Source organism: Levilactobacillus suantsaii (assembly GCF_004115745.1).
GTDB lineage: Bacteria > Bacillota > Bacilli > Lactobacillales > Lactobacillaceae > Levilactobacillus > Levilactobacillus suantsaii.
The window spans coordinates 115,517-139,317 of sequence record NZ_QXIL01000004.1; the positions used below are offsets into that span (position 1 = coordinate 115,517).

Annotated in this window: 21 protein-coding genes; 1 reads left to right on the plus strand and 20 read right to left on the minus strand. The window is 52.6% G+C overall.

The genetic code is table 11. The features are described 5' to 3' along the window. Positions 1 to 4 precede the first annotated feature (4 nt). From yqeH to DXH47_RS03555, 18 genes are all read right to left on the minus strand, one after another. Positions 5 to 1,144 (minus strand): ribosome biogenesis GTPase YqeH, encoded by a 1,140-nt coding sequence (yqeH, locus tag DXH47_RS03470; RefSeq protein ID WP_129031694.1) that lies wholly within the window; start codon positions 1,142 to 1,144, stop codon positions 5 to 7. Further along, entirely contained in the window at positions 1,125 to 1,667 is a 543-nt protein-coding gene (locus DXH47_RS03475; protein WP_129031695.1) for a YqeG family HAD IIIA-type phosphatase, read from the minus strand. Before DXH47_RS03475 ends, yqeH begins: the two co-directional genes overlap by 20 nt. A 192-nt stretch (positions 1,668 to 1,859) precedes the next feature. After that, positions 1,860 to 2,219, minus strand: a complete 360-nt coding sequence (gene rplT, locus DXH47_RS03480) for a 50S ribosomal protein L20 (RefSeq protein ID WP_129031696.1) — start codon at positions 2,217 to 2,219, stop codon at positions 1,860 to 1,862. Positions 2,220 to 2,292: 73 nt separating this feature from the next. After that, positions 2,293 to 2,487, minus strand: a complete 195-nt coding sequence (rpmI, locus tag DXH47_RS03485) for a 50S ribosomal protein L35 (RefSeq protein WP_024746525.1) — start codon at positions 2,485 to 2,487, stop codon at positions 2,293 to 2,295. 53 nt (positions 2,488 to 2,540) lie between these two features. Beyond that, the gene (gene infC, locus DXH47_RS03490) at positions 2,541 to 3,044 is read right to left on the minus strand and encodes a translation initiation factor IF-3 (RefSeq protein WP_225423485.1); all 504 of its coding nucleotides are present in this window, start codon (positions 3,042 to 3,044) and stop codon (positions 2,541 to 2,543) included. A gap of 335 nt (positions 3,045 to 3,379) precedes the next feature. After that, positions 3,380 to 5,320: a threonine--tRNA ligase gene (thrS, locus tag DXH47_RS03495; RefSeq protein WP_129031698.1), complete on the minus strand. Its 1,941-nt coding sequence runs from the start codon at positions 5,318 to 5,320 to the stop codon at positions 3,380 to 3,382. 340 nt (positions 5,321 to 5,660) lie between these two features. Then, on the minus strand, positions 5,661 to 6,587 hold the full coding sequence (gene dnaI / locus DXH47_RS03500) for a primosomal protein DnaI (protein WP_129031699.1): 927 nt from the start codon (positions 6,585 to 6,587) through the stop codon (positions 5,661 to 5,663). Beyond that, positions 6,588 to 7,979 (minus strand): replication initiation and membrane attachment family protein, encoded by a 1,392-nt coding sequence (locus DXH47_RS03505; protein ID WP_129031700.1) that lies wholly within the window; start codon positions 7,977 to 7,979, stop codon positions 6,588 to 6,590. A gap of 2 nt (positions 7,980 to 7,981) precedes the next feature. Continuing rightward, entirely contained in the window at positions 7,982 to 8,497 is a 516-nt protein-coding gene (gene nrdR, locus DXH47_RS03510) for a transcriptional regulator NrdR (protein ID WP_129031701.1), read from the minus strand. A gap of 73 nt (positions 8,498 to 8,570) precedes the next feature. Continuing rightward, on the minus strand, positions 8,571 to 9,170 hold the full coding sequence (coaE, locus tag DXH47_RS03515) for a dephospho-CoA kinase (RefSeq protein WP_129031702.1): 600 nt from the start codon (positions 9,168 to 9,170) through the stop codon (positions 8,571 to 8,573). After that, positions 9,163 to 10,023 carry a bifunctional DNA-formamidopyrimidine glycosylase/DNA-(apurinic or apyrimidinic site) lyase gene (gene mutM, locus DXH47_RS03520; RefSeq protein WP_129031703.1) on the minus strand — a complete coding sequence of 287 codons (861 nt, stop codon included), beginning with the start codon at positions 10,021 to 10,023 and terminating at the stop codon, positions 9,163 to 9,165. Before mutM ends, coaE begins: the two co-directional genes overlap by 8 nt. Before the next feature lie 19 nt (positions 10,024 to 10,042). Continuing rightward, positions 10,043 to 12,700 (minus strand): DNA polymerase I, encoded by a 2,658-nt coding sequence (gene polA, locus DXH47_RS03525; protein WP_129031704.1) that lies wholly within the window; start codon positions 12,698 to 12,700, stop codon positions 10,043 to 10,045. A 178-nt stretch (positions 12,701 to 12,878) separates the two neighbouring features. Continuing rightward, positions 12,879 to 13,574 (minus strand): Bax inhibitor-1/YccA family protein, encoded by a 696-nt coding sequence (locus tag DXH47_RS03530; RefSeq protein WP_129031705.1) that lies wholly within the window; start codon positions 13,572 to 13,574, stop codon positions 12,879 to 12,881. Positions 13,575 to 13,808: 234 nt separating this feature from the next. After that, a complete protein-coding gene (murC, locus tag DXH47_RS03535; RefSeq protein WP_129031706.1) occupies positions 13,809 to 15,140 on the minus strand; it encodes a UDP-N-acetylmuramate--L-alanine ligase in 1,332 nt (443 codons plus the stop codon). Positions 15,141 to 15,279: 139 nt separating this feature from the next. Then, positions 15,280 to 17,970 carry a DNA translocase FtsK gene (locus DXH47_RS03540; RefSeq protein ID WP_129031707.1) on the minus strand — a complete coding sequence of 897 codons (2,691 nt, stop codon included), beginning with the start codon at positions 17,968 to 17,970 and terminating at the stop codon, positions 15,280 to 15,282. A gap of 198 nt (positions 17,971 to 18,168) precedes the next feature. Beyond that, positions 18,169 to 18,819: a YtpR family tRNA-binding protein gene (gene ytpR, locus DXH47_RS03545; protein ID WP_129031708.1), complete on the minus strand. Its 651-nt coding sequence runs from the start codon at positions 18,817 to 18,819 to the stop codon at positions 18,169 to 18,171. Between the two features lie 24 nt (positions 18,820 to 18,843). Further along, the gene (locus DXH47_RS03550) at positions 18,844 to 19,176 is read right to left on the minus strand and encodes a thioredoxin family protein (RefSeq protein ID WP_129031709.1); all 333 of its coding nucleotides are present in this window, start codon (positions 19,174 to 19,176) and stop codon (positions 18,844 to 18,846) included. A 112-nt stretch (positions 19,177 to 19,288) separates the two neighbouring features. Further along, positions 19,289 to 21,124, minus strand: coding sequence for a DUF5776 domain-containing protein (locus DXH47_RS03555; protein ID WP_129031710.1), 1,836 nt, complete (start codon positions 21,122 to 21,124; stop codon positions 19,289 to 19,291). 224 nt (positions 21,125 to 21,348) lie between these two features. Here DXH47_RS03555 and DXH47_RS03560 point away from each other — a divergent pair, with 224 nt between their 5' ends. After that, positions 21,349 to 21,675: a PepSY domain-containing protein gene (locus DXH47_RS03560; RefSeq protein ID WP_129031711.1), complete on the plus strand. Its 327-nt coding sequence runs from the start codon at positions 21,349 to 21,351 to the stop codon at positions 21,673 to 21,675. A gap of 125 nt (positions 21,676 to 21,800) precedes the next feature. Here the strand turns inward: DXH47_RS03560 and DXH47_RS03565 are convergent, their stop codons facing one another. After that, on the minus strand, positions 21,801 to 22,313 hold the full coding sequence (locus tag DXH47_RS03565; RefSeq protein ID WP_129031712.1) for a universal stress protein: 513 nt from the start codon (positions 22,311 to 22,313) through the stop codon (positions 21,801 to 21,803). A 16-nt stretch (positions 22,314 to 22,329) separates the two neighbouring features. Continuing rightward, complete coding sequence (gene pepV / locus DXH47_RS03570; RefSeq protein ID WP_129031713.1) at positions 22,330 to 23,733, minus strand: dipeptidase PepV; 1,404 nt, start codon at positions 23,731 to 23,733, stop codon at positions 22,330 to 22,332. Positions 23,734 to 23,801: the final 68 nt, after the last annotated feature.

The following is a 23,801-nucleotide window of genomic DNA, read 5'->3' on the forward strand; positions in this document are numbered from 1 at the left end:
TATATTAAATCATTGCGCGGCGTAACAACACGGCAACCCCTTCAGGTGCCCAACCCGTCACGTTGACCCCGGCCGGAACCGTAATCCAACCCAACCCTTCAAAAACCAGGTCACTTTTGACCGTAGTCTTGAACTGGTGGGCCGTCAACGGTGGAAAGTCGGTGTTGTCTGCTTCGGGAGGCGTCAGAAGTTGGCCTAACTGCCGGTCATAGAAGTCGGCCGCGTTTTCTAACTTGGTGCGGTGAATGTACAGATTATTTTCAAAGTAGGCGGTAAACCCAGCCTTAGGGCCCTGATTATAATCGAACCGCCCCACGCCCCCTAAGAAGAGCGTCTGCTGGTCGTTCAACTGGTAGACCTTCGGCTTAATTTGCTTTTGTGGCGTCACAATCTTCAAATCCTTGCCCGTTAAGAAGTGAGCCATCTGCTGATTTTGAATGATTCCCGGCGTATCGACTAAGACGTGGTCGTCGTCTAAGGGCAGTTCAATCTTATCCAACGTGGTGCCCGGGAAGCGCGACGTGGTAATCAAATCGCGTTTCCCAGTATTCTGTCGGATGATCTGGTTGATCAGCGTAGATTTCCCCACATTGGTGACCCCGACCACGTACACGTCCCGGTCGCCCCGGTACTTATCGATCAGCTCTAACAAGTGGTCGACGGATTGATTGGTCTTGGCACTAAGTAGCGTAACGTCCAGGGGTCGTAATCCCGCTTCATTTGCCCGTTGGCGCAGCCAGTCGCGTAACTTCGAGCGCCGCAGCGAACTCGGCAACAAGTCTTCCTTGTTCCCGACCAGTAGGATGGGGTTATCCCCCACGAACCGGTGGAGTCCCGGAATCAAGCTCCCGTTAAAGTCGAAAATATCCACCACATAAACAATCAGGGCGTTGGCGTCTTGAATTTGAGTTAAAAGGCGCAGAAAATCGTCATCGGTCAGACCGACCGGGACAATCTCGTTATAGTGCCGCAAGCGAAAGCAGCGTTGACAATAAACTTCTTGGTTGTCAATGCCCTTCGCCAAAGCCGACTGCGGGGTATAGCCCGGCGCCGTCTTATCCGTTGTTTGGATCACTGCGCCACAGCCAATGCAGCGCAACGGTTCCCCGTCAACGAGAACGGGTTCAATGTGTTTTTCGTTCATGCAGATCCTCCTGCCAAGTTAATTTCGGATAACGATGCCGCAACCGCCACATCACGAACTTTTCCATTAGGCGGTTGCCCTTGGTCACCCAGGCGTCCGATTTCAGAATCGGCTTGACCAACACGCTGCGAATCCCGCTACGGTTGGCTGCCCAGATATCGGTCATCAATTGGTCACCAACCATAATGACTTCGTCGCGACGTAAATGCCACCGGCGTAACGCCCGATGCATCCCCACGGTCAGCGGTTTTAACGCGCGGTGAACGTAAGGTAAGTTGAACGGGGCCACCGCCCGGTCTACCCGCCGGCGACTATTGTTCGACACCACGATGACTTTGATACCGGCTAATTCCAGTAAATTGAGCCAGTGGCGTAACTCAGGCGTGCCGTCCGGGTTATTCCACGCAATCAGTGTATTGTCTAAATCGGTCAGCACCGCTCTGATACCATGTGCCCGTAAATCTTTGGGGGTCAAATCGTAAATATTCGTGACCATCCACGTTGGTTTTAATCCAACAACCATGCGGGTGTGCCTCCCTTCGTTCCACCAATATCTAGCACTACATTATACGCATTCTCCTGCGTTTTGGCTACTCTGACCCCTTTGGACTTTTCGACCAGTTTTGATCAGAACGATAATTGGTTGGAACTGTTTCTCTCGCATTAGTAAAAAAGACCCCGCTGACAGTCAGCGAAGTCTTTTCCATCAGCTGAATTAAGCAGCCAATGCATCCTTAGCTTGATCAGCCAAGGCCGTGAAAGCAGCAGCATCGTTCACTGCCAAGTCGGCTAACATTTTCCGGTTAACGTCAATGTTGGCTAACTTCAAACCGTGCATCAACTTGCTGTAGCTCAGACCGTTCATCCGGGCTGCGGCGTTGATCCGGGCAATCCAAAGCTTACGGAAGTTACGCTTCGTGGCCTTCCGATCACGGAATGCGTATTGGTAACCTTTGCGAACTTGGTCCTTAGCAACCTTGAATAAACGGTGCTTGGAGCCCCGGTAACCCTTAGCTAATTTTAAAACCTTTTTGCGCCGTGCGCGTGTAACAGTACCGCCTTTAACTCGTGGCATAATCTTTTCCTCCTAAATCAATTCAAACATTATGGCGACGATAATTCGTCAACCCGAAATTTTTAACGACCGCTTACTTTTGTAATAAACTCCGGTAAGTCTTGATCGTCGTTTGGTCCATCATCCGGGTCCCACGAAGGTTCCGGCGTTGCTTCTTGGTCTTACCGTGGAAACGGTGAGACGTGTACGCGTTGGCACTCTTGATTCCGCCCTTAGCAGTTACCTTGAAACGCTTAGCTGCGGCACGGTTGGTCTTCATCTTTGGCATAGTACGAAATTTCCTCCTTGTGTCGGTAACCACCAGGATTACCGCATCAATTCTTACTTTTTCTCTGTGATGGGAGCGAGCATGAGAAACATGCTCCGGCCATCCATCTTTGGCCGTTGTTCAATCGTGGCCACGTCAGCAGTTTCCTTAGCCATTCGGTTTAATACTTCACGACCAATATCCTTATGGGTAATGGCCCGCCCTTTAAAGCGGATCGAAACCCGGACCTTCTCACCCTTCGCTAAGAATTTCTTAGCGTTCTTGAGCTTGAAGTTAAAGTCGTTCGTATCAATGGTTGGACTGAGTCGCACTTCCTTCACACTGACCACTTTTTGCTTCTTTCGAGCTTCACGTTGCTTCTTTTGCAGCTCGAAACGATACTTCCCGTAGTCCATAATGCGAGCTACCGGTGGCTTAGCTTTCGGTGCAACCAAAACTAAATCGAGGTTCGCGTCTTCGGCGATCCGCAAAGCGTCTCGCTTGGATTTGATACCCAATTGGTCACCGTTGCCGGCAATCAACCGAACTTCGCGTGCGCGAATTCCCTCGTTGACAATCGTGTCGTTTGCTATGGTAATCCACCTCCAAAATAATTCTTGAGAATGACATGAGACAAAAAATGCGGGAACCTTTGATGATAATCAAACGGCTCCCGCAAGGAATCCCATCAAAAATGGGATTAACGTACGTATCCAGCCCAGCAATGTCATTATCACTAGGCGAGAAGCGGCAGCCTCTGCTTAATTTCTCAACTTAACCATCATATCAAGACAAGTTGGTTCTGTCAACCGTCTCTTGGCAATTAAGTTTATCAGTCGAAACGACGACTCCCTGGCCCTCACCTTGGTTGCCTGGCATGGACCGCACTTACGGCCAAAGTGTTAAATCGTTCCTACTCTTCACGGCTATATGAAGCAATATCAGCGAGAATTTCCTTCATAAAGGCATCACTGGCCATCGCCGTTGCATCGTCTTCCCCGTACTTCCGTACAGACACGCTGTTGTTAGCCATTTCTTGTTCCCCAACAACTAACGTGTACGGGATCTTGTGCGTCTGTGCGTCACGAATCAGGTAACCCATCTTTTCGCCCCGCTTGTCGACGTTGACCCGGATATCAGCTGCCCGGAGTTGAGCGGCTAACTTATCGGCGTAAGCGCCGTGCTTTTCTTCGGAAACCGGAATGATGGTGACTTGCTTCGGCGCCAACCAGGTTGGGAAGGCCCCCTTGTAGATTTCCGTCAGGTAAGCCGTGAAGCGTTCCATGGTGGAGACCAAGCCCCGGTGAATCATGACCGGCCGGTGCTCTTCACCATCGGCGCCGACGTAGTGCAAATCGAAGCGTTCTGGCAACATGAAATCTAACTGGATGGTCGACAACGTTTCTTCGTTGCACATCGCCGTCTTGGTCTGAACGTCTAATTTCGGACCGTAGAAGGCGGCTTCCCCTTCGGCTTCAACGTAGTCCAAGTGCAGGTCATCCATGGCACCCTTCAACATGGTCTGTGCCTTGTTCCACATCTCATCATCGTCAAAGTACTTTTCCGTGTTCTTTGGATCACGGTAGCTTAACCGGAACGTGTAATCCTTGATGTCGAAATCATCGTAAACCTTAACCATTAAGTTCAAGATCTTCTTGAATTCGTCTTGGATTTGGTCTGGCGCCACGAAGGTGTGGCCGTCGTTCAACGTCATTTCCCGAACCCGTTGCAGACCACTCAAAGCACCAGATTTTTCGTACCGGTGCATCATCCCTAATTCAGCAATTCGCAATGGCAACTCACGGTAGGAACGGATGTGGTGGTTGTAAATCTGAATGTGGCTTGGGCAGTTCATTGGCCGTAATTCCAACATTTCGCCATCACCCATGTCCATTGGTGGGAACATGTCGTCGCGGTAGTGGGCCCAGTGACCGGATTGCTTGTAAAGATCCAGGTTAGCTAAGACTGGCGTGTACACGTGTTGGTACCCGTTGGCGACTTCCTTGTCGATGATGTAACGTTCGATGGTCCGCCGAATCGTGGCTCCGTTGGGCATCCAGTAAGGTAAGCCGGCACCGACCTTGGGATCCACGAAGAACAAGTCGAGTTGGTTCCCAATGACCCGGTGGTCGCGTTCACGCGCTTCTTGGCGCTTCTCTAAGTCGGCCTTTAAGTCGGCATCCTTGAAGAAGACCGTCCCGTAAATCCGTTGCAGCATTGGGTTAGAAGACTTGCCTTGCCAGTAAGCCCCGGCAACGGACAAGAGCTTGAAGTGCTTGACGTCACCGGTGTTAGCCAGTTGGGCCCCGTCACTTAAGACTTGGTAATCGCCAATCTTTAAGAAGGGCACTTCGTCACCGGAAACGGCGTTGACTAAGGCCGTGCTGAATGGGTCGTCCTTAACTTGGGCTAAGGCGTCGGCCTTGCTGACGGAGATCCGTTCGATATCCAGCTTGTCCTTGGCTAACTTTTCGATAACCACGGCCAAAGCATCCAGTTCGTCGGCGCTGACTTGTTGGTCATCCTTATCGGTGTCGACGTAAAAGCCATCATCTTCGGCACTCGCAACACCTAACCGAATTGCGGGGAAGTCCTTTTTCAAGGCAATCCGCAGTAAAGCGGCCGCGGTGTTCCGTAAGACCTTTAAACCATCAGCGTCACTCTTGGTCACGATTTCGATCGCACCATCGCCCTTTAATGGGGTCAGGTAGTCCACCAATTCACCGTTGTACTTCGCCGCAACGGCTTTCTTAGCTAAACTGATTGAAATTGACTTGGCAACGTCAGCTGGCGTTGTCCCTTCAGCAAAAGCCTGTACCTTGCCGTCTGGGAATTTAATTGAAACATCTGCCATACTATCAGATCTCCCTTTGTTTTTAGGGTGGCCCATAAAAAAAGTCCCCAGTATCCAATAAGGACACTGGGGACGTCAATAACGTGGTTCCACCCGATCTTTTTCACGAGACTCCGCCCCGTGAACTCTAATCGTCGATAACGGGACGGCCCGACCGAAAATTTCCTTTCGGCTGCATCAAGAGCGGTAACCTCACCGGTTGTTTAAGGACGCTTCCAATCAAGGCATCCTCTTCCTGGAAACAAACGCGGTCATGTCGTGTCTCTTGTTAAGCATTTCCTCTTTCAATACGTCTATTGAACCACTCGCCCCTGACGATTGTCAAGGAGAAGTCGTAAATTTATTGTGGCCGGCGGTTGGTGCCTAACATCGTTACTTCCCGCGCTAAAAAGCGAATCCGCTGCATCAATCGTTGGGCCTTCAAGGGTTCGTCGTCCCCACGCGTCGAGATGCGCAGGTGGTCTTTTTCGAGTTGGGCCATCGAGAAATTCGAACTGAAAAAGGTCGGTAACTCCTCTTGCATCCGGTATTCCAAGATGACGCCCAACACGTCGTCGCGAATCCAGGCCGACATGGCGTCGGCCCCAATATCGTCAATCATCAGCACCGGCGCTTTTTTAATGGCGTCCAGTTTATCACCAACACCATCCTTCCCAATGGCGTTTTTCATCTCAACTGCAAAACTGGGAAAGTGCACCAAAGTGGTGGAGTAGCCATCCGTCGCCAGTTGGTGCGCCACGGCGGCCAACAAGTAGGTCTTACCGACACCAAAGTTCCCCGTCAAATACAGGGCTTGGTGGCGTTGGTGGGGGTGGTCTTCGTAACTTTCAATAAAGTCCATCGCCCCCAAAAAGGCTTCCATTCGGGGGCCATCATTGTCGAAATTATCCAGGCGCGCCGCCCGAATACTTTTAGGCATGGCAATTGAGCGGACACGTTGCCGCAACTGTTGAGCCGCCTGCTTTTCTTGGGTGCCCTGGGTCGGCACGTACGCCACGTCTAACAAATGGTCAGCCACAATCAACCGGGGTTCATACCCCGTTGCAAAGATATCTTTGCCGGCTTTGACCTTATCACGTTCCGTTACGAACTCGTAAATTTTCGCCGCCGAACGGGTCAACACGTCGGGGGCCAAGTCAGCTTGGTGCGTCTGAATGAAAGCCGTGACTTCAGGATCTTTGGCAACCTTCGCCATCAACTGTTGATAGTTTTTAGTCAAATTCCGTTGGTTCATCAGGTCCTGGAGGCTCTTACTCACATCTTCCATTTAGGACTCCTCCTTTCCGTGGGGTCGTTGCTTAAAGCGGGCAATCCGCGCTTTTAAGTCCGCCTGTTGTTTAGCGGTTAGCTTGGTAGACGCCGCCTTTTTCGTAATTTCGGGGTTTTGGGCCCAATCCGGTAGGGTCTCGGTCACCCCGGTCCCCTGCCGGTAACTGTTCCGGCGTCGGGTCTTGGCTTGTTGGGTCGTTTGTTTGCGCGTCTGAATCTTGACCACCGCCTGTTCAGGTGTCTGAATAGCGGCTTTACTCCAGTCGTTGGCAATCGTGTCCAACAAATTCTTGTTCAGCGTGGGGCGATCTTCATCGACCAATACATGGTAAATCATCAGGTTTAAAACGCCCTGCGAAAACAGGTGCCGACTCGTCAAATCCTGAACGATTCGTTGCTCGCCATTGGTCACAAAACCACCGGTCTGCTCCTTGATTGAAGCTAAGAAGTCAGTGGGTGTCTTGGACGTCGCCGCTTTCAACAGGTGTTGGTTGTTTTTCGCTTCCGCCGTAGTATCAGCCGCTTGGGCCGGTGCGGCACTGGTGGCCGCACTAGTCGCCGCGGTTGGCGCCAATTGCCCGCGGTGTTGTTGTCCAAATTGCTTCACGATTAGGCGTTTGAACTGCTCTGGGTCGAACTGATTGGTAGCCAGATTGGTGGCTTCCCCAATGAAGCGCGCCATGGTCGGTTCATCCATGCCGTAGGTAGCGTGCTCCGTTAAGAATAACTGCCGGTGCGCCTGCACGGACTGCGGGTCAACGTAGGAGTGCGCCAAGATTTCCCCTAAGAGTTGCAGGTCGAAGTCCGCGGCATTCGTTCCAATTTCCGGCGCCGTCGACTTGGCCGTAGTCAAGCGGTCCCGACTACTGGTGATGGTGTTGGGCAGTTGCTTGAGTTCCCCACCAACCACTTGAAAGACGTCCAAGAAGGTCTTGGTGATGTCTTGTCCTTTGACCGGGGCAGCCGGTTTATTTTGGTTGACCAATTCCTGATAGAAATCATCCCCAACGGCGTCCAACAACTGCACACTCAGCAGGTCATCTTTTAAGAAGTCCACCGGTGCCAACGGTGCGTGCAACGTGTAGTTAAACGTTTGGAGGTCGTTGGTCGTTTCGACCGTGGTCGTCAGTAGTCCGGTCGCTTCCAAACGAATTCGGGCCGCATAAAAATGCGCCAGGTCCACCCCAAGCGTCGCGAGTAACACCGCGTGCCGGTGCAAGTGCGTCCGTTTGGGTAACCAAAAGAGGCCGCTAAACGCCGCAGCGGCTAGCGGCCCGATCACGGGCTGATAGAGTTGGCTCAACGTCTGCCAGCTCTGCTCCGTTAAACGATCGGCCAACCGGACGATAAAACCCGTTTTCGGACTCAGTTGATGCCAAGAATCCTCCATGCCTATTTCGCCTCACTTTGCCCCTTTGAGTGGTGATTTTGATCTTGCTGATCTTTTTTTAACTTATCCTTATCCAAAATATCTTTAAGTTCGTTGAAGAAAACGCCAGTATCCTTGAATTGCCGGTAAACACTGGCAAAGCGGATATAGGCAATTTCGTCGACATCGACTAGGCGGTTCATCACGTATTCGCCAATCACTTGGCTGGAGATCTCGTTGACCCCCAACCCCCGAACCTTATTTTCGACCTCGTCGACAATCTTAGCCATGGCGTCCATCCCCACCGGCCGTTTTTCGGCCGAACGGATGATTCCCCGTAAGATTTTCTCCCGGTTAAATTCTTCGCGTGTCCCGTTTTTCTTGATGACGAGTAACGGGGTCACTTCCACGCGTTCAAACGTCGTGAACCGAAAGCCGCAGCTCTCGCACTCCCGACGACGTCGAATCACGCGGCCATCGTCGGTCGGACGACTATCCACGACCCGGGAGCCATTGTGATGACAGTGCGGACACTGCATAATTGGTCACCTCATTTTTACTTTCACTGGTTAATAGTCACGTCGGTCGAGCCAGGTGCCGACACAACGCGGTTTACTTTTTAGTTGCGTCAAGCCATTTTACCACTTGTTGACGCGTTTGGGTAATGTCACCGTCATTGTCGATGACCACATCGGCCAACGCCACCTTACGGGCAAGCGGCCACTGCCGGTCGATGCGCGCCTGCGCGTCAGCGATTGACAAGTGGTCTCTGGCCATCAACCGCTCACGTTGCCGGGGCAAAGTCGTGGTCACGACCAGAACCCCGTCGACCAACGACTGTAGGTAACCCACCTCAAAAAAAGTGGGGGCATCGATGACCACCAATGGGGCCCGCTGCGCTCGATACGCGGCTAACTGCCGCTTGATTTCTCTTTGAATCAACGGGGTCGTAATGGTGGTCAATCGGGCTAATTCGGCCGGGTCATGAAACACCAATTGTCCAAGTTTGTGCCGGTTCAACGTCTGGTCAGCTTGCAGATAATCCGAACCAAAGGTCGCCACGATTTGGCGTAACCCGGAAGTCCCCGGCGCCACTACGATTCGAGCAATGACATCGGCATCGATGATGGGAATGCCATCCGCCTTAAGCCACGCACTCACGGTCGACTTCCCGGTCGCGATGCCTCCAGTCAACCCCCAGACCTTAGTCATCGGCGATCAGCTCCTCAGCGCCCGGAGGCAATGGTTGGCAGTGCGGACAATAGTGCGTTCCCCGTTGGGCCACTTTAATCTTGACAATGGCGGTCCCACACCGGTCACAGGGTTCGCCCTCTCGACCATAGACGTGCAAGTCGTTTTGGAATTGCCCGGCCTCGCCAAAGGCCGTCGAAAAGGAATGCACGGTGGTGCCATGCCCGGCGATGGCCTTCTTGATTTCGGCAATGATAGCCTCTCGTAAGGTGGCCAATTGCGCATCACTGACCGTATTGACCGGCGTCAACGGGTTGATTTTTGATAACCACAAGACCTCATCGGCGTAAATGTTGCCCAAACCGGCAATCCGGGATTGGTCCAGCAAAAACGGCTTGATGACCTTGCGCGATTTGCTAAAAATCTGGCGCATGTAGTCGAGCGTCAACGTGTCGGCCGTGGGTTCGGGGCCCATCTTAGCTAGCGACGGCATCGCCTCGGCTTCCGTGCCGGTCTTGACCAGCCGCATCCGGCCAAACTTACGGGTATCCGTGTAACGCAACTCCCGGTGATCCTGCAAATAAAAGATCACGTGGGTGTGCTTGGTCACGGGGCTCCCTTCAGGTTGCACGTCGTATTTGCCTTCCATCCGCAAATGCGACACCATGGTCAAATCCCCGCTAAAGCGGAAGAGCAAATACTTGCCCCGCCGGTCGATTTTTTCGATCTTACGGCCAATCAGTTCGGCCGTAAAAACTTCGGCGTCGGGGGTGACCATCTTGGGGTAAAAGACCGCCACGTGGTCAATCTGCGCGCCGCCGACCAGTTCGGTCAACCCCCGGCGGACCGTTTCAACTTCTGGTAATTCTGGCATCTCGTTTACTCCCTTCCGCCTATTTCAAATCAAACCAGGTCGGGCCGTAATGGCTTTCGACATTCAACGGGATTTCCAAATCCACAGCTGAATCCATAATCTTCGGGACCAACTTTTCCAAGGTCGCCATTTCTTCAGCCGGTGCTTCGAAAATCAACTCATCGTGGACTTGGAGCAACATGGTCGCCTGCAGGTCTTTGATGGCATCTTCCATCCGAATCATCGCAATCTTGATGATGTCCGCGGCACTTCCTTGAATCGGTGTGTTCATCGCCGTGCGCTCGGCAAACGAGCGCTGGTTGAAGTTGCGTGAGTTGATGTCTGGTAAATACCGGCGCCGATGGGCGATGGTCTCCACATACCCCTGGTCGTGGGCTAATTGGACCATTCGTTCCGTGTAAGCCTTGACGCCCGGATACTCCTGGAAATAGGTGTCGATAAAGCGTTTCGCCTGTTGGCGCGAAATGCCAATGTTTTGTGACAACCCAAAATCACTGATGCCGTAGACGATTCCAAAGTTAACGGCCTTGGCCTGTCGCCGAATGTTGGGCGTCACTTCTTCGTCGGGGCCTAGCTTAAAGATCCGTCGGGCCGTTGCCGCGTGGATATCCTGGCCCTCACGAAAGGCCTCTTGCATATTCTCGTCATGACTCATGTGAGCTAGGACCCGCAGTTCAATCTGCGAGTAATCGGACGAAAAGATCTGCCAGCCCTTATGCCGGGGGACGAAGGCCTTGCGAATCGCCTTACCTTCCGCACTGCGGACCGGAATGTTTTGCAAATTCGGGTCCACGGACGACAACCGGCCCGTTTGGGTCAACGTCTGTAAATAACGAGTGTGAACCTTGTGATCGTCGGGATGGATAACCTTCAAGAGGCCTTCCACGTAGGTCGACTGAATCTTCGAAATCTTCCGGTACTTCAAAATGTTTTCGGCGATTGGGGCTTCCGCCGCCAACTTCTCCAACACGCCCACGGCCGTCGAATAACCGGTCTTGGTCTTCTTGATGACGGGTAAGCCCATTTTTTCGAACAAAATCTTGCCCAACTGCTTAGGAGACCCAATGTTGAATTCTTCGCCGGCCTCGTTATAAATCGTTTGTTCGATTTCAGCTAGTTGTTCACTGAATTTACTGCCCATCGCCCGCAATTCATCGGCATCGACCGTGATGCCGGCAATCTCCATCCGGGCTAGCACGAAGGTCATCGGGAGCTCGATTTCACGGTAAAGCTTGACCTGATCATTTTCCTCGAGATCGTTGAACAATTGCGTCCGTAAATGCTCGATAGCCCGGGCTTTGCGGGCCAAATGGGTGAAGAAGACCGTATCATCCGTTGGAATCGTCCGTTTGGCGCCACGGCCGTACACGTCCTCGTCGGTCTCAACCTGATCGTAGCCGTGTTCAGCCGCCACTCGGCCCAAGTCGTTACTGTTATCGTAGGTGTTCAACAGATACGAGGCTAACAGGAGGTCACCGTCAACGCCGCGTAAGGTAATGCCTAACCGATTCAACCCCACATAAGTCCGCTTGGCATCAAAGACCTGTTTAGAGACCTTAGTGTCTTCCAAAGCCGCTTTTAATGGCGCCTGCTCTAGCAAGTGGACATCGCGGCTGACCCACCATTGGTCGTCCGTGCCAATCACGAACCCAGCAAAGTCGACCAAGTGGTAGTTGTCGCCATCGAGTTCCAAATAAAAGGCACAACTATCGCCGAGGTTGATCTGGTCCAAGTTGTCCGCCGTTAATTCGGTGTAGTCAATCGGCTGTAAGCCAGTCACTGCACTGGGCGTCTCCCCGTCGACGGAGAGTTTCTTGAGGAAGGTCCGAAACCCCATCTCCTGGTAAAAGGCCACTAACGCATCCGTATCCGGGCCCTGATAGACCAAATCATCCAGCGTCAGTTCGACCGGCGCATTCCGGTCAATCGTCGCCAATTTCTTGGACAATAAGGCGTTGTCGTGATCCGCAATCAGGTGTTCCTTGAGTTTTTTAGCGGTGATGTCGTCGATGTGCTCGTAAACGCCCTCGACACTGCCGTACTTATCGATCAAGTCGACCGCCCGCTTGGGTCCCACACCGGTCACGCCCGGATAATTATCCGAGTTATCGCCTTGCAGACCCTTGATATCGATAATCTGTTCGGGGGTCACGCCCATCTTTTCGGTCACGTAGGCTGGGGTATAGCGTTCGACCTCGCTAACGCCTTTTTTGGAGACGGCGACCGTGGTTTGGTCGTTGGCCAACTGGGTCAGATCCCGGTCCCCCGTAACGATGGTGGTGGCAAAACCGGCGTCTTCCGCCCGCTTGGCCGTGGTGCCGATAATGTCATCGGCTTCGTAATTTTTCAGCTCATAAGTCTTGATGCCGCGAGCCGCCAATAATTTTTTCAGGTAAGGAAATTGTTCGGAGAGTTCCGGTGCCGTCTTGGCCCGGCCCCCCTTATAATCATCGTACATTTTAGTCCGAAACGTGACTTTACCGGCGTCAAATGCCACCAGCACGTGGGTCGGGTCCACGTTTTTCAGCATCGTTTCGAGCATCGTGTTAAAGCCGTAAATGGCGTTGGTATGCAACCCCTCACCGTTCGTGAATCGGCCTAAAGAATTGTACAGGGCAAAAAAGGCCTTAAAGGCAACACTGTTCCCGTCGATCAATAATAATCGTTTTTCCGCCATAATGGGCTCCTTTCACGCGGCTAAACCGCCCACCGCGTTCGTCTAATCTGGGTCTATTTTACCAAAAATCCGCCGGTACTGAAACCAAAGCTGCGTTTCTATCATCAAGTACCACATCGGTGCAAATAAAAGGAGTCCAAGCATTACGCTCAGACTCCCAAGTTTAGCATTGGCGGTGTTAGTCGCGACTGCCACCAAACATGCCAAAGATTTGTAAGAGTTGTAAGAATAAGTTGACGAAGTCCAGGTACAATTGTAAGGCCCCGTTAATCGCGAGTCCCGTCATGGAAACCTGGTCTCCGTAGTGCAAGTAGAGCTTTTGCATCTTTTGGGTGTCCCAAGCGGTCAAGGCCGAGAAGATAATCACGGCGATGAACGAGAAGATCAAGGCCAAGCCACTACTCTTCAAGAAGAGGTTGATGACCATGGCGACCAGCAACCCAATCAAGGCCGCCGTCGCTTGCGTCCCGATACGGGAGAGGTCCTTCTTGGTGGTCAACCCGATGGTGGCCATCGTGAGGAAGACAGCCGCACTGGAAACAAAGGCGCCCCCGATAGCCTGACCGGTGTAGACGTAAGCGTACATGGACACAACCGCCCCGGTCAAGACCGCGTAGACCATTAAGCCGACAATCGCGGTCGTCGGCCGCTTCAGGGATTGTCCCGTGATGACGAACGGCAAGATGAACCAGACGATGAGGGCCACTAACATGCCCCCGTTACCTAATTGAACCTGGTTGGCCACCATCAGGTAGGCAGTCAACGCTGAAACTAACACTGAAGCCCCCATCCAGCCGAACATCCGGGTCAAAAAGGCGTTCAGGCCGACCTGGGTATTAATCGTTTCCTGGGGCTGTTGTTGAAAATTATTCATATAACGCTCCTTCTTTCAAATCAATTCCCGACTTAGTTACTAACTTTAAGTAACTACTTGTTTAGTTTACTAGAATCTATTTTACCAAATCTAATCACAAAGAGCCAATAATCTATCTAGACCAGGTCCTTCGATTGACAGACCCCAAAAGGACTTCGACATCACGCCCAAGCCCTTTGGTCCCGGCTCTTGCCGGTTTGTTTCCAACGACGATTACCTTGAACGCGTCAGAACTTAATTATTCTTTAAGGAAAGATGACTCAATAACTCTTCATAAGCCCGTTCGTACTTCTGAACATCCCCGGCGCCCATGAAGACGGCCACGGCATCGTGGTAATCCAATAATGGCGACATGTTGTCGACCGTGAGGATCTCACCACCCTTAGAAATCTTAGCGGCCAAGTCCTTGCTGGAGACGGCGCCCTTGGTTTCCCGGGCCGAACTAAAGATGTTGGTCAAATAGACCTTGTCAGCTAAGTTCAGACTCTTAGCGAAGTCGTCCATCAGCGCAATGGTCCGGCTAAAGGTGTGCGGCTGGAAGACCGCGATAATCTCTTTATCCGGATACTTTTGCCGGGCGGCGTCCAACGTCGCCTTGATTTCGGACGGGTGGTGCGCATAGTCATCAATGATGGTCATATCAGCGACTTTACGTTCCGTGAACCGGCGTTTAACGCCCTTGAAGTCGGCCAATTCATGCTTGATTTCGTCCATGTTGACCTTTTCGAAGTACGCCACGGCAATGACCGCCAGACTGTTCAGCACGTTGTGTTCCCCGAACAAGTGAATCTCGAAGTTCCCCAGCAACTCACCGTCATGGTAAACGTCGAAATTCGACCCAGTCGTGGAGCGCTTGATGTTTTTAGCCTGGAAATCGTCCCGGTCGTTAGTTCCATAGTAATAGACTGGCACGTCGGTCTTTAACTTCCGCAGCTCGGGATCATCGCCCCAAGCAAAGATGCCCTTCTTGACCTGGTTCGCCCAAGTTTCGAAAGCGTTGTAGACGTCATCGATTCCCTTGTAGTAGTCCGGGTGGTCAAAGTCGATATTGGTCATGATGGCGTAATCCGGCTTCGTTGCCAGGAAGTGGCGCCGGTATTCATCGGCTTCGTAAACAAAGAAGCGCGCGTTGGGCGTCCCCTTCCCGGTCCCATCACCAATCAGATAAGACGTTGGGGCCACGCCACTCAAAACGTGGGATAAAAGCCCCGTGGTGCTGGTCTTTCCGTGGGCCCCGGCAACACCGATACTGGTATAACCTTCAATTAAGTGACCCAAGAATTCGTGGTAGCGATAGACGGGTAACCCCATCGCCCGGGCCTTTTTGATTTCAGGATGGTCATCCGTGAAGGAGTTCCCGGCAATGACCGTCAACCCCTCATGGATGTTAGCTTCATCAAACGGTAACACCTTGATTTTAGCCTGTTCCAAGCCTCGCTGGGTGAACGTGTATTGCGTGATGTCCGACCCCTGAACCTTGAAGCCCTTATCATGTAAAATCAGGGCAAGGGCACTCATCCCTGATCCTTTAATTCCGACAAAATGGTACACCGTTGCTTTATCCATTAAATGATCCTCTTTTCTACTCAACTCGGTTTAACTCTAATCCCTAAAGCTCCATGACGAGTCGCTCTGTCTCCATTTTAGCATATCCCCTACCCCCATAAAAGAACTCATACTGGAATGGTAATGAGGACTATTCATTTTAAGATGAATATGGCGCACTCTGGTCATGCGGCTCAGGTAACTGCTTGCCTAAGTCATCCGGGGTCAAGTACACTTCCCGGGGTTTAGATCCATGTTGGGGAGACACATAATGGTGTTGCTCCAAGTCGTCAATCAGATTGGCGGCCCGGTTGTACCCAATGGAAAAGACCCGCTGGAGTTTCGACGTTGAGACCGTCTTCTCCTTGGCGATATAGTCCAAGACCTTGGGCAACAACTCGTCTTGGTTCTCTTCAGTCGTTTCTTTTTTCAACAAGCCGTTAGGTTCAAAGGCATAGTGCGGCGTCCCTTGGGTTCGAACGAAATCGGTGACCCGATCGACTTCGGCCTCCACGTAAGCGCCTTGTAAGCGCATTGGTTGGCTGGCCCCGTTGCCCAGGTACAGCATATCTCCGCGGCCAAGTAGGCTTTCGGCACCAGTGGTATCCAAAATCGTGCGGGAATCGACCTGACTGGAGACCGTGAAAGCAATCCGAGTGGGAATGTTGTTCTTGATGGTCCCCGTGACAATATCGACACTCGGTCGTTGGGTGGCTACTAACAGGTGAATCCCCGCCGCCCGGGCCTTTTGAGTAATGCGGACGATATAGTCTTGGACCTCACTGGCCGCCATCATCAAGTCGGCTAATTCATCGATCACGATGACGATGTACGGCATCTTCAAGCTGGGTTCGTCGTTGGCGTCCGCCCGGTCATTGAACTGCTCGATGTTGCGGACCCCAGCCGCAGCCAGCTTCTCGTAACGTTGATCCATTTCCGTGACGACCCACTTCAAAGCCGCCGCAGCAGCTTTCGGGTCCGAGATAACGGGAGACAGCAAATGCGGTAACCCGTCATACGGGGCCATTTCGACGGCCTTAGGGTCAATCAACAATAGCTTGACCTGTTGCGGCGTGGCCTTGTAGAGAATCGAGACCAGAAGCGAGTTGATGAAGACACTTTTCCCGGAACCAGTCGCCCCGGCAATCAAACCGTGGGGCATCTTACGCAAATCGGTCACTTGCGGCTTGCCGAAGAGGTCGACCCCCAAGGCAACCGTCAATGGTGACTCGCTTTGTTTGAAGGCTGGTGCATTTAAGATTTCTGATAGCATGACCGGGCGCGACTTCAGGTTCGGAATCTCGATGCCGACCGTGGTCTTCCCCGGAATTGGGGCTTCAATCCGGATATCCTTGGCTGCTAACGCTCGTTTCAAGTCATCGTTTAAATTCGTGATTTTATTGACTTTGACCCCCAGCGCCAGACTAATCTGAAATTGCGTGACCGTGGGCCCAATTGTCCAGTCGGTCACGTGCGCGTCGACGTGGAAAGCCGCCAAAGTCGCGTCTAAGACCTCACCCTGGTGCTGAATCCAATCGTCGAGGGCTTGCTCATCAGGCACCACTGGTTTCGGCAACAGCTTCAAATCGGGGAAATGGTACCCCCGGTCACTGGTCTCGACATCAGTTTGGGGTTGTGGTGTGGGCGTATCGGTGAACAACGCCAAGTTGCGTTGTTCATTGCCTTCCTCTTGCATGATATCCCCTAAGGAGTGCCCAAGGCCTCGACTCGGCTTGGCCTTGGGTTTGGGTTTCGGTTGAGGCGCTGCTTGCGATTGTGGTTGAGCAGCCGTTGCTGACTCAACCGATGTGGTCGTTGCCGGGGTCACCTGACTCGCCGCATGCGATGACATAGCCACCTGAGAAGTAACTTTCTCGGAGGCAACGCCAGAAGTCATCGGTGTCGTTGCACGGTCCAGGAGGCGGTTCACGTCAGTATCTTCCGTCGAAGGTGATGCTGCTGTAGCGGGCGCGTCAACCGTTTGGGACGTGACCCGCTTGGCGTCCGCCAAAGTTGCCGTACTAGTTTGGGACGTCGTAGCGGCTACGGCCGGCGTGGTGGGGACACTCTTCGGCGTACCAACGGGTAAATAATCTCCGGAATCGACTGGCCGACTGGCGACTTGACTAGTAGCGGTGCTTGTCGACGCAGTTTCACTAGGAGTCGTCTGCTCTGGCGCCGAAGCGACACTTGCCGCTTCGGGATAGAAGATCTCGGTCGGCGCTGGCTCTGCTACCGCTTGGGACGCCGGTTGGGCCGAACTTGGCACTTGAGACGCTTCAGATGAGTCGCTTGGTGTCACGGCTGAACTCGCTGCACTGCTCATGTCACTGACTGCCGGCGTTTCCGCCACCTGACCTTGACTAGCCGAGCTTGACGCTGGGGTCGCCGGTGACTTGGCGGTAGATGCTGGCGCCTTTTGCGGTGTAAAGACCACCGTGGCCGCTGCCGAACTAGGCGTTACGACCTCACCCGGACGGGCAAAGCGAAAGAAAGTCTCTAAGGGTTTATGTAACTGTTGAATTAATTTTTGATAATGTTGCTGTCGGGTGACCCCGGGTTGGGCCAGCCAATGGAGTTGCCGGGGCAATTCCGTCACCTGAAACGGGCGATAATTACCGCTGGACATGGTACCGTTGCCAGTCTTCTTTGGCTGTGCTGGTGTCGTGGTCGTTCGCAGACTTTTAACCGCCGCGTGGGCCGCCTCGGCTTCGCGCTGGGTCCGCGCATTTTGTTTTTGGCGGCGTTCGACCTGTGCCGCCGCCCGGTCACTTAGCGGATCTACGGGTGCTTTAGAGTTCGGTGTCACCGGAAATTTACGGTAAAACGCCGGCCCATCATAGTGATCCATATTACATTGCCTCCTCAACGTTAAACGAGACGTTAAATTTGATTTCTACGGGGACCGCGGGCTAAAACCCCCCAATCCCTCGATCATTGGCAAACTCATTAGGTTGCTAATCTTCCCTATTGTACACAAAAAAGCGGGTCGGCGACAAGGCCTGACCCGCTTTCGCAACCTTTTCTTAGATGGTTGGCCACCACAAGATTAGTTAGTTGTGGCGGTGGTGAAAATCGTTTGACCCCGGTCGAAGTCAAACGCCTCCCCGACTTGGTAATCGTCCGGTAAAATCAGGGCACCAGGACGTTGGGGCGCGTTAGCTAACCCTAATTCCCGGCCGGAACAGATCATTCCGTCACTGGCCACACCGCGTAACTCACCTGGCCAAATGATAGCGCCGTTGGGCATCATGGCACCGACCTTGGCCACGACAACTTTAATGTCGGCCTGCATGTTCGGTGAGCCACTCACGATTTGGACGGTCTGGTCATGATCGACCACCGTTTCGGTCACTAATAAATGATCGGAATCTGGATGTGGCTTAGCGGTCTTGACGTACCCCACCACGAAGCGGGAATCCGTCTCAGCCACTAATTCGCCAGCAAACCCGGCGTCCTCTAAGGCTTGGTTCAACGCAGCCACGTCGTCACTGGTTAAAGTGACTTGGCCGTTACCCGTCAAATTCGGTAAAATCTTAGAAACAGCTAAGAAATTGTACCCCAAAGTCTTTTCGGTGGCAGAATCATAAATCCGCGCAATACCGTCACGAACCGTATGGGCTTGTTCGGCGGCGTCTGGTGCAACGATGACAATCAATGTGTCCCCTAACTCACGGGGATTGTAACTCGCAATTAACATGTCGGGATCCTTTCAAACGGTTTTTTAGTCGGTGGGAGTTGATAACCCGTTGATAAACGTTTCAACTTCCGCCTTAGTCTTGCGATCCTTGTTCACTAACCGACCGATTTCTTCCCCATCGGCATAAGCAATGAAGCTGGGAATCCCAAAGACATTTAATTCAGCAGCCAAATCGATATTTTCATCGCGGTCGACCGCCACAAACTTAAAATCGGGGTATTCTGCTTCAATCGCTGGCATCGCTGGCTTGATAAACGTGCAATCTGGGCACCAAGTTGCTGAGAAGAACAGCATGGTTTTGCCAGACTTCACAACATCTTTTAACTCTGCAGCTGACATCTTAGGTAATTGTTCCATGACACAACACTCCTTTTAAGTTTAGGTTTAAATTATACGCCAACCATTATAGCATTTTTAACCGGCTTGTCGACTATTCTGCTTACTTTTCGTCAGCACCCTGACGCCCGCCTTAGCGGTCAATCCGTTGAACCCATTTCAGGTTGGCCGTGACGTAGCCGCCACTGACCCGGTAACGTAGGGTACTGCCGCGGCTAAAGTCCGCCGCATGGCTGTAATCCCAACCCAAAACTTTTAGCCGGGTTCCCGCTTTAACGTGTCGGTTACGCCGAGTTAAGTTCACATCTTGATACCGATTGAGACCCGTTTTGATCCGCAGGTAACGCGGCATTGAAACCCGTTTGGTTTGGACCAAGCGCTTGTTCGCTGTGACGTACTGCCCATTCGTCAATAATAAGCGCGTTGTCAACCGGTGCTGGACTAACCGTTTGACCCGTAGAACTTGGCCCTGACGGTAATGGGTCACCTTGCGCGTCAAATTGCGTTGGCGATACCCATTGACCCCACGGGGGTTGATCACAGTGACTTCTTTAGGCCGTTTCTGCAGGTAGGTTGGGGTCAAATACGTCGCCTTAGCCGTCACGTACCCGGTCTGCCCTGCCGTTTGACTATGATGGTTCACGTCTCGAACATGGTACCGCAACCGGCCAGCGTTCGAGCGCGCATACCCCGTAACCACAAACATTGGGCGTTGCAGCCGCGGCTTCTTGGCATACCACTGTCGACGCTGACTGGCCTTAAAGGTCGGGTGCTGGTAAAGGCCAATACGGCGGATGGCCGAAACCACCTCGCCACGAACAGCCACTTGGTCTCCCGTATTCCCCGTTGACGCGGCGGTATACTGGTACGTCACAGTTTGAGCGGTCGTGGTAAAGGTCCCGGTCGTGGGGCCCGTGGTCTTTTTCAGTGTATAACCTGCAATTTTCTTTGGCGTCGTCCGATAAGTCGTCCCTAAGGCCCCCGTTAGGTGTTGGTCAGGTGCGAGTGATTTTCCCTTTGAATCATGATACCGCACCGTGACGGGTTGGCTGGCCGGGACTATCGGTGGAACGACGGGCGGCTGAGGGGTCTCAGTTGCGTTTAGTCCATATATGACAACGTAAGTGGCCAACCCATCCAACTGGTAGGTTCCGTTGCTTTGTTGATGCAAATAGTCACGCATCGGTGTCGCTAAAATTGCCGCCGTGAGGTCCCGCGTTTTCTCCGGATCGAGGGTCGCCAATACTTCCGGTGTGGTGCCTTGCGGTGTCACTAACTGCCCTGTGTAATAAATCGGCAAGAAGTGTGTTTCAAAACGCTCTGGCGTGGAAAATATCCAATCATACGTCCCCAATATTGTGTCAAGCGACGTCCCATCTGGTTGAATGATGCGGAAAACTTCTTCAATGATGGGGCGTAAATTTTGACGATAATATGCTTGTAGGTCCGCAAAACTGAGCGTCCCCTGGTCATACTCGGTTCCGCGACTAATCCCCCAGGCCGTCTCGTACGCTTGCAACGGCAAGGCTTTGATTAAGGTTTCTTCCGTTAATTCAGGTTCCCTTTCATCTTCATTACCGTTATAATTATAACGGTAAAAAAATTGGCCCAGGTTTTCGTCATTAGCATATTTCAGAACGTTATCATCTTCTAAAAAAGGATCATAGATGTCTTGCAACTCTTCCCAGGAGAGGCCTTCCGGATACGAGAATCCTGCCAGATACTTGTCATCGGCCATTTCAGCGGCCGTCAAGACTTGAGGCGAGTCAGGAAAAATATAGAGTTTCTGCGTTCCCGTCGTTCCGACTAGCTGGGTATAGGGCAATTCATAACGACTAATGGTCACCTGTTTCTCTGTGGTTGTCGTGACGGCCTGCGCCACGCAAGGTTCCTTATGTCCCGTTGCGAGAACGTAACCACCGCTTCCCAAAAGCATCCCCACCAATAATAGTGTCCCCCAACGTCTCATCACTATCTCATCCTTTCAGTTGAGCGTGTGAATAGCTACTTATGCGCACTAAGCTTAGCATAAAAAGTAACCGATTACATTTATGTTCAACCTCAAAAAAAACAAACGCGATTTTTTCGCAAAACCTCGACTTTTTACGGGCAGTTCCGACCAATCCTTGCTATACTAAGGGTAGAAGTGGTGGTAACATTGCCCAATAAACAATCGTTTAAGGAGGCGGTCGTATGACTGCTAGAAATGGTCAACTTTATCAATTAAGTCTCGGCGGAGTCCTGGGCGGCATCATGGGCATTTTCATCACCCGCATGTTCAACGGTCTTACCCGGTTGGATCCCGACACTATTTTGGAACAGGTTAAACATCAATTTCGTCAAGAATCTCCCATCGAAGGGGCTTGGATTGAACATCAAACTGTTCCTTTCCAAAAGTTTGCCGTGAAGACCCGGGTCTACTACGGGGGCATCACCCGCTACGAAGATGATCAGCTGGTTCAGTATCAATTTATTGCGGACGCCAAGACGGGAAGTGTCCTGGATATCCACCGCCTCTAATTTAATAAAGTCATTTATTCACGAGTCTGGGCTGGTTACTCAGGCTTTTTTCGTGTCGAAACCACTTAAAGGCGCCTTAGCTGAACGAGTTGTCCAGCTAAGGCGCCTACTTTAACGTATTCTCATTATTTGCGGGGACCAGACGCCGCTGGCTTCAATTTTGCCGCGCGGTTATGGTTATCTGTTCGGACCACTAAGACGTCACAAGCTGCGTTGGCCACGATATAGCTAGCCGTCGAGCCTAGCATCATGCGTTCCACCACGTTCGCTCCAGTGGCGCCGACCATAATCAAGTTGATCTGATACTCTCGCGGTAAAGTCTTGGCCAAATCGACCTTGGCGTGCCCGTAGTATACAGAAGTCACCACGTCCGTCACGCCGGCATCTTCTGCTCGTTGCCGGTAGTGCTCGACTAACTCGTTAAACTTTTGGCGCGATTCGTCCATCACCTGTTGGTCCACGTAGCCAAACCCGACCTCCGTGGTCCCTAAACCGACGTATCGTCCGCCACTCATGACCGTCACAATCACCAGTTGGGCCTGGTTTCTGGCGGCCACCGCAATGGCCTTATCAACGGCCCGGCGTGACGACCGCGAGCCGTCCACCCCCACTAAGATACGTTGATACTGCTGCGGCATAAGTCCTTCCTCCTTGCTATTTGGTCAACTCCGCCATGGCCTGGCCATAGATTGCCATGGCCTTCAACAAATCGGCTTCCGGTTGAAATTCGTTGGCCTGGTGCATGGTGTCGGCCGTACCCGGGAATAAAGCCCCAAAAGCCACACCACGAGTCATCAACCGACCATAGGTCCCGCCACCGACGACTTCGGGTTGCGCCGTGGTATCGCCGGTCTGTTCCCGGTAGACCGCCATCAGCGTGGTCACCAGCGGGTCGCTTGGGTCGACATAGTGCGGCACCATCTCGCGGCCCTGATCGATGGTCACGGTCATGTCAGCCGTGGCTTGCTTGAGGCCGGCCAAGATTTGCGCGGCCCCAGTTCCAGTCGGGTAGCGGAAGTTAGTATTGATCAAACCCGCATCCCCCGCCGTAAAGGTCATGATCCCAACATTCATGGTCAAATCGCCCATGACTTTATCCGTGTAGTTCAGCCCTAACCGGTGAGCCCGCGAATCGTCATGGAGCTGGTTAGCTAATAAATGCAGAAAGTCCGCCGAATCGGCGCCGAACTCGAACTGACCCAAAAAGGTCGCCAAATAAGTCCCGGCATTGATCCCGTTTTTCGGTTCCATGCCGTGAGCGGCCTTACCGACGACGTTAAGTTGTAAGGCCCCGTCGGCTAAGGCCGTCACTTCTCCAGTGACCGGCGCGTGGGCGAGAAACATGTCAAAACTGGTCTTCAGCTTGTCTTGGTCCGGAACGATCACTGTCGCCTGAGCATCTCGCGGTACCATGTTGGGCCGCAAACCTGATTCGAAGTCGCGTAACGTAAAGTCACCGGCGTTTTGGCCGCCGAAGTGCGTTTCAAAGGTCACGTTGCCTTTTTCCCCGTTGATCAGTGGGAATTCGGCATCGGGAGAGAAGCCCAAGGTTGGGGCAGGTTCCTTATCTAGATAATGGGTCATCCCGGTCCAGTCACTTTCCTCGTCGGTCCCAATGATGAAGCGAATCGTCATCTTCGGTTTGATGCCTTGGTCCTTTAACATCTTCAAGCCATAGTAAGCCGCCAAAGCGGGCCCCTTGTCGTCGGAAGTCCCCCGACCGTACAGGTTACCGTCTTTGGCCGTCAATTCAAACGGGTCGGTGTCCCAACCCTTGCCGGCCGGCATCACGTCGGCGTGGGCCAAAACGGCCAACGTCTCGGGACCCTCCCCGTATTCCACGTAACCGGCTAAGTTATCGAGATTCTTGACCTTGAACCCGTCACGTTGAGCTAGAGCTAAAAAGGCGTTCAACGCCTTAGCGGGACCGGGACCTAACGGGGCATCGGCTGTCGCCTGACTATCATCCCGGGAACTGTCGATGCCAACCAACGTTTTCAAGTCGGCCACGTAATCGTCACGATACTGTTGTGCTAAATTTTGCCAATCAATTGCCATCAATGAAACCTCCTTGTGGGTGTCACCTCAACTGCTGGTGCTCATCATCGTCGTACTCTTTAGGGTTA

Bases quoted from the DNA above. Each gene is read 5' to 3' on its own strand.
- coaE (WP_129031702.1), bottom strand. From the start codon at position 9,170: ATGACTAAGGTCTGGGGGTTGACTGGAGGCATCGCGACCGGGAAGTCG.
- DXH47_RS03505 (WP_129031700.1), bottom strand. From the start codon at position 7,979: ATGGAGGATTCTTGGCATCAACTGAGTCCGAAAACGGGTTTTATCGTC.
- ytpR (WP_129031708.1), bottom strand. From the start codon at position 18,819: ATGTTAATTGCGAGTTACAATCCCCGTGAGTTAGGGGACACATTGATT.
- DXH47_RS03550 (WP_129031709.1), bottom strand. From the start codon at position 19,176: ATGGAACAATTACCTAAGATGTCAGCTGCAGAGTTAAAAGATGTTGTG.
- thrS (WP_129031698.1), bottom strand. From the start codon at position 5,320: ATGGCAGATGTTTCAATTAAATTCCCAGACGGCAAGGTACAGGCTTTT.
- rplT (WP_129031696.1), bottom strand. From the start codon at position 2,219: ATGCCACGAGTTAAAGGCGGTACTGTTACACGCGCACGGCGCAAAAAG.
- DXH47_RS03560 (WP_129031711.1), top strand. From the start codon at position 21,349: ATGACTGCTAGAAATGGTCAACTTTATCAATTAAGTCTCGGCGGAGTC.
- polA (WP_129031704.1), bottom strand. From the start codon at position 12,700: ATGGCGGAAAAACGATTATTATTGATCGACGGGAACAGTGTTGCCTTT.
- DXH47_RS03555 (WP_129031710.1), bottom strand. From the start codon at position 21,124: ATGAGACGTTGGGGGACACTATTATTGGTGGGGATGCTTTTGGGAAGC.
- pepV (WP_129031713.1), bottom strand. From the start codon at position 23,733: ATGGCAATTGATTGGCAAAATTTAGCACAACAGTATCGTGACGATTAC.
- nrdR (WP_129031701.1), bottom strand. From the start codon at position 8,497: ATGCAGTGTCCGCACTGTCATCACAATGGCTCCCGGGTCGTGGATAGT.
- DXH47_RS03565 (WP_129031712.1), bottom strand. From the start codon at position 22,313: ATGCCGCAGCAGTATCAACGTATCTTAGTGGGGGTGGACGGCTCGCGG.
- rpmI (WP_024746525.1), bottom strand. From the start codon at position 2,487: ATGCCAAAGATGAAGACCAACCGTGCCGCAGCTAAGCGTTTCAAGGTA.
- DXH47_RS03540 (WP_129031707.1), bottom strand. From the start codon at position 17,970: ATGGATCACTATGATGGGCCGGCGTTTTACCGTAAATTTCCGGTGACA.
- yqeH (WP_129031694.1), bottom strand. From the start codon at position 1,144: ATGAACGAAAAACACATTGAACCCGTTCTCGTTGACGGGGAACCGTTG.
- mutM (WP_129031703.1), bottom strand. From the start codon at position 10,023: ATGCCAGAATTACCAGAAGTTGAAACGGTCCGCCGGGGGTTGACCGAA.
- DXH47_RS03530 (WP_129031705.1), bottom strand. From the start codon at position 13,574: ATGAATAATTTTCAACAACAGCCCCAGGAAACGATTAATACCCAGGTC.
- dnaI (WP_129031699.1), bottom strand. From the start codon at position 6,587: ATGGAAGATGTGAGTAAGAGCCTCCAGGACCTGATGAACCAACGGAAT.
- murC (WP_129031706.1), bottom strand. From the start codon at position 15,140: ATGGATAAAGCAACGGTGTACCATTTTGTCGGAATTAAAGGATCAGGG.
- DXH47_RS03475 (WP_129031695.1), bottom strand. From the start codon at position 1,667: ATGGTTGTTGGATTAAAACCAACGTGGATGGTCACGAATATTTACGAT.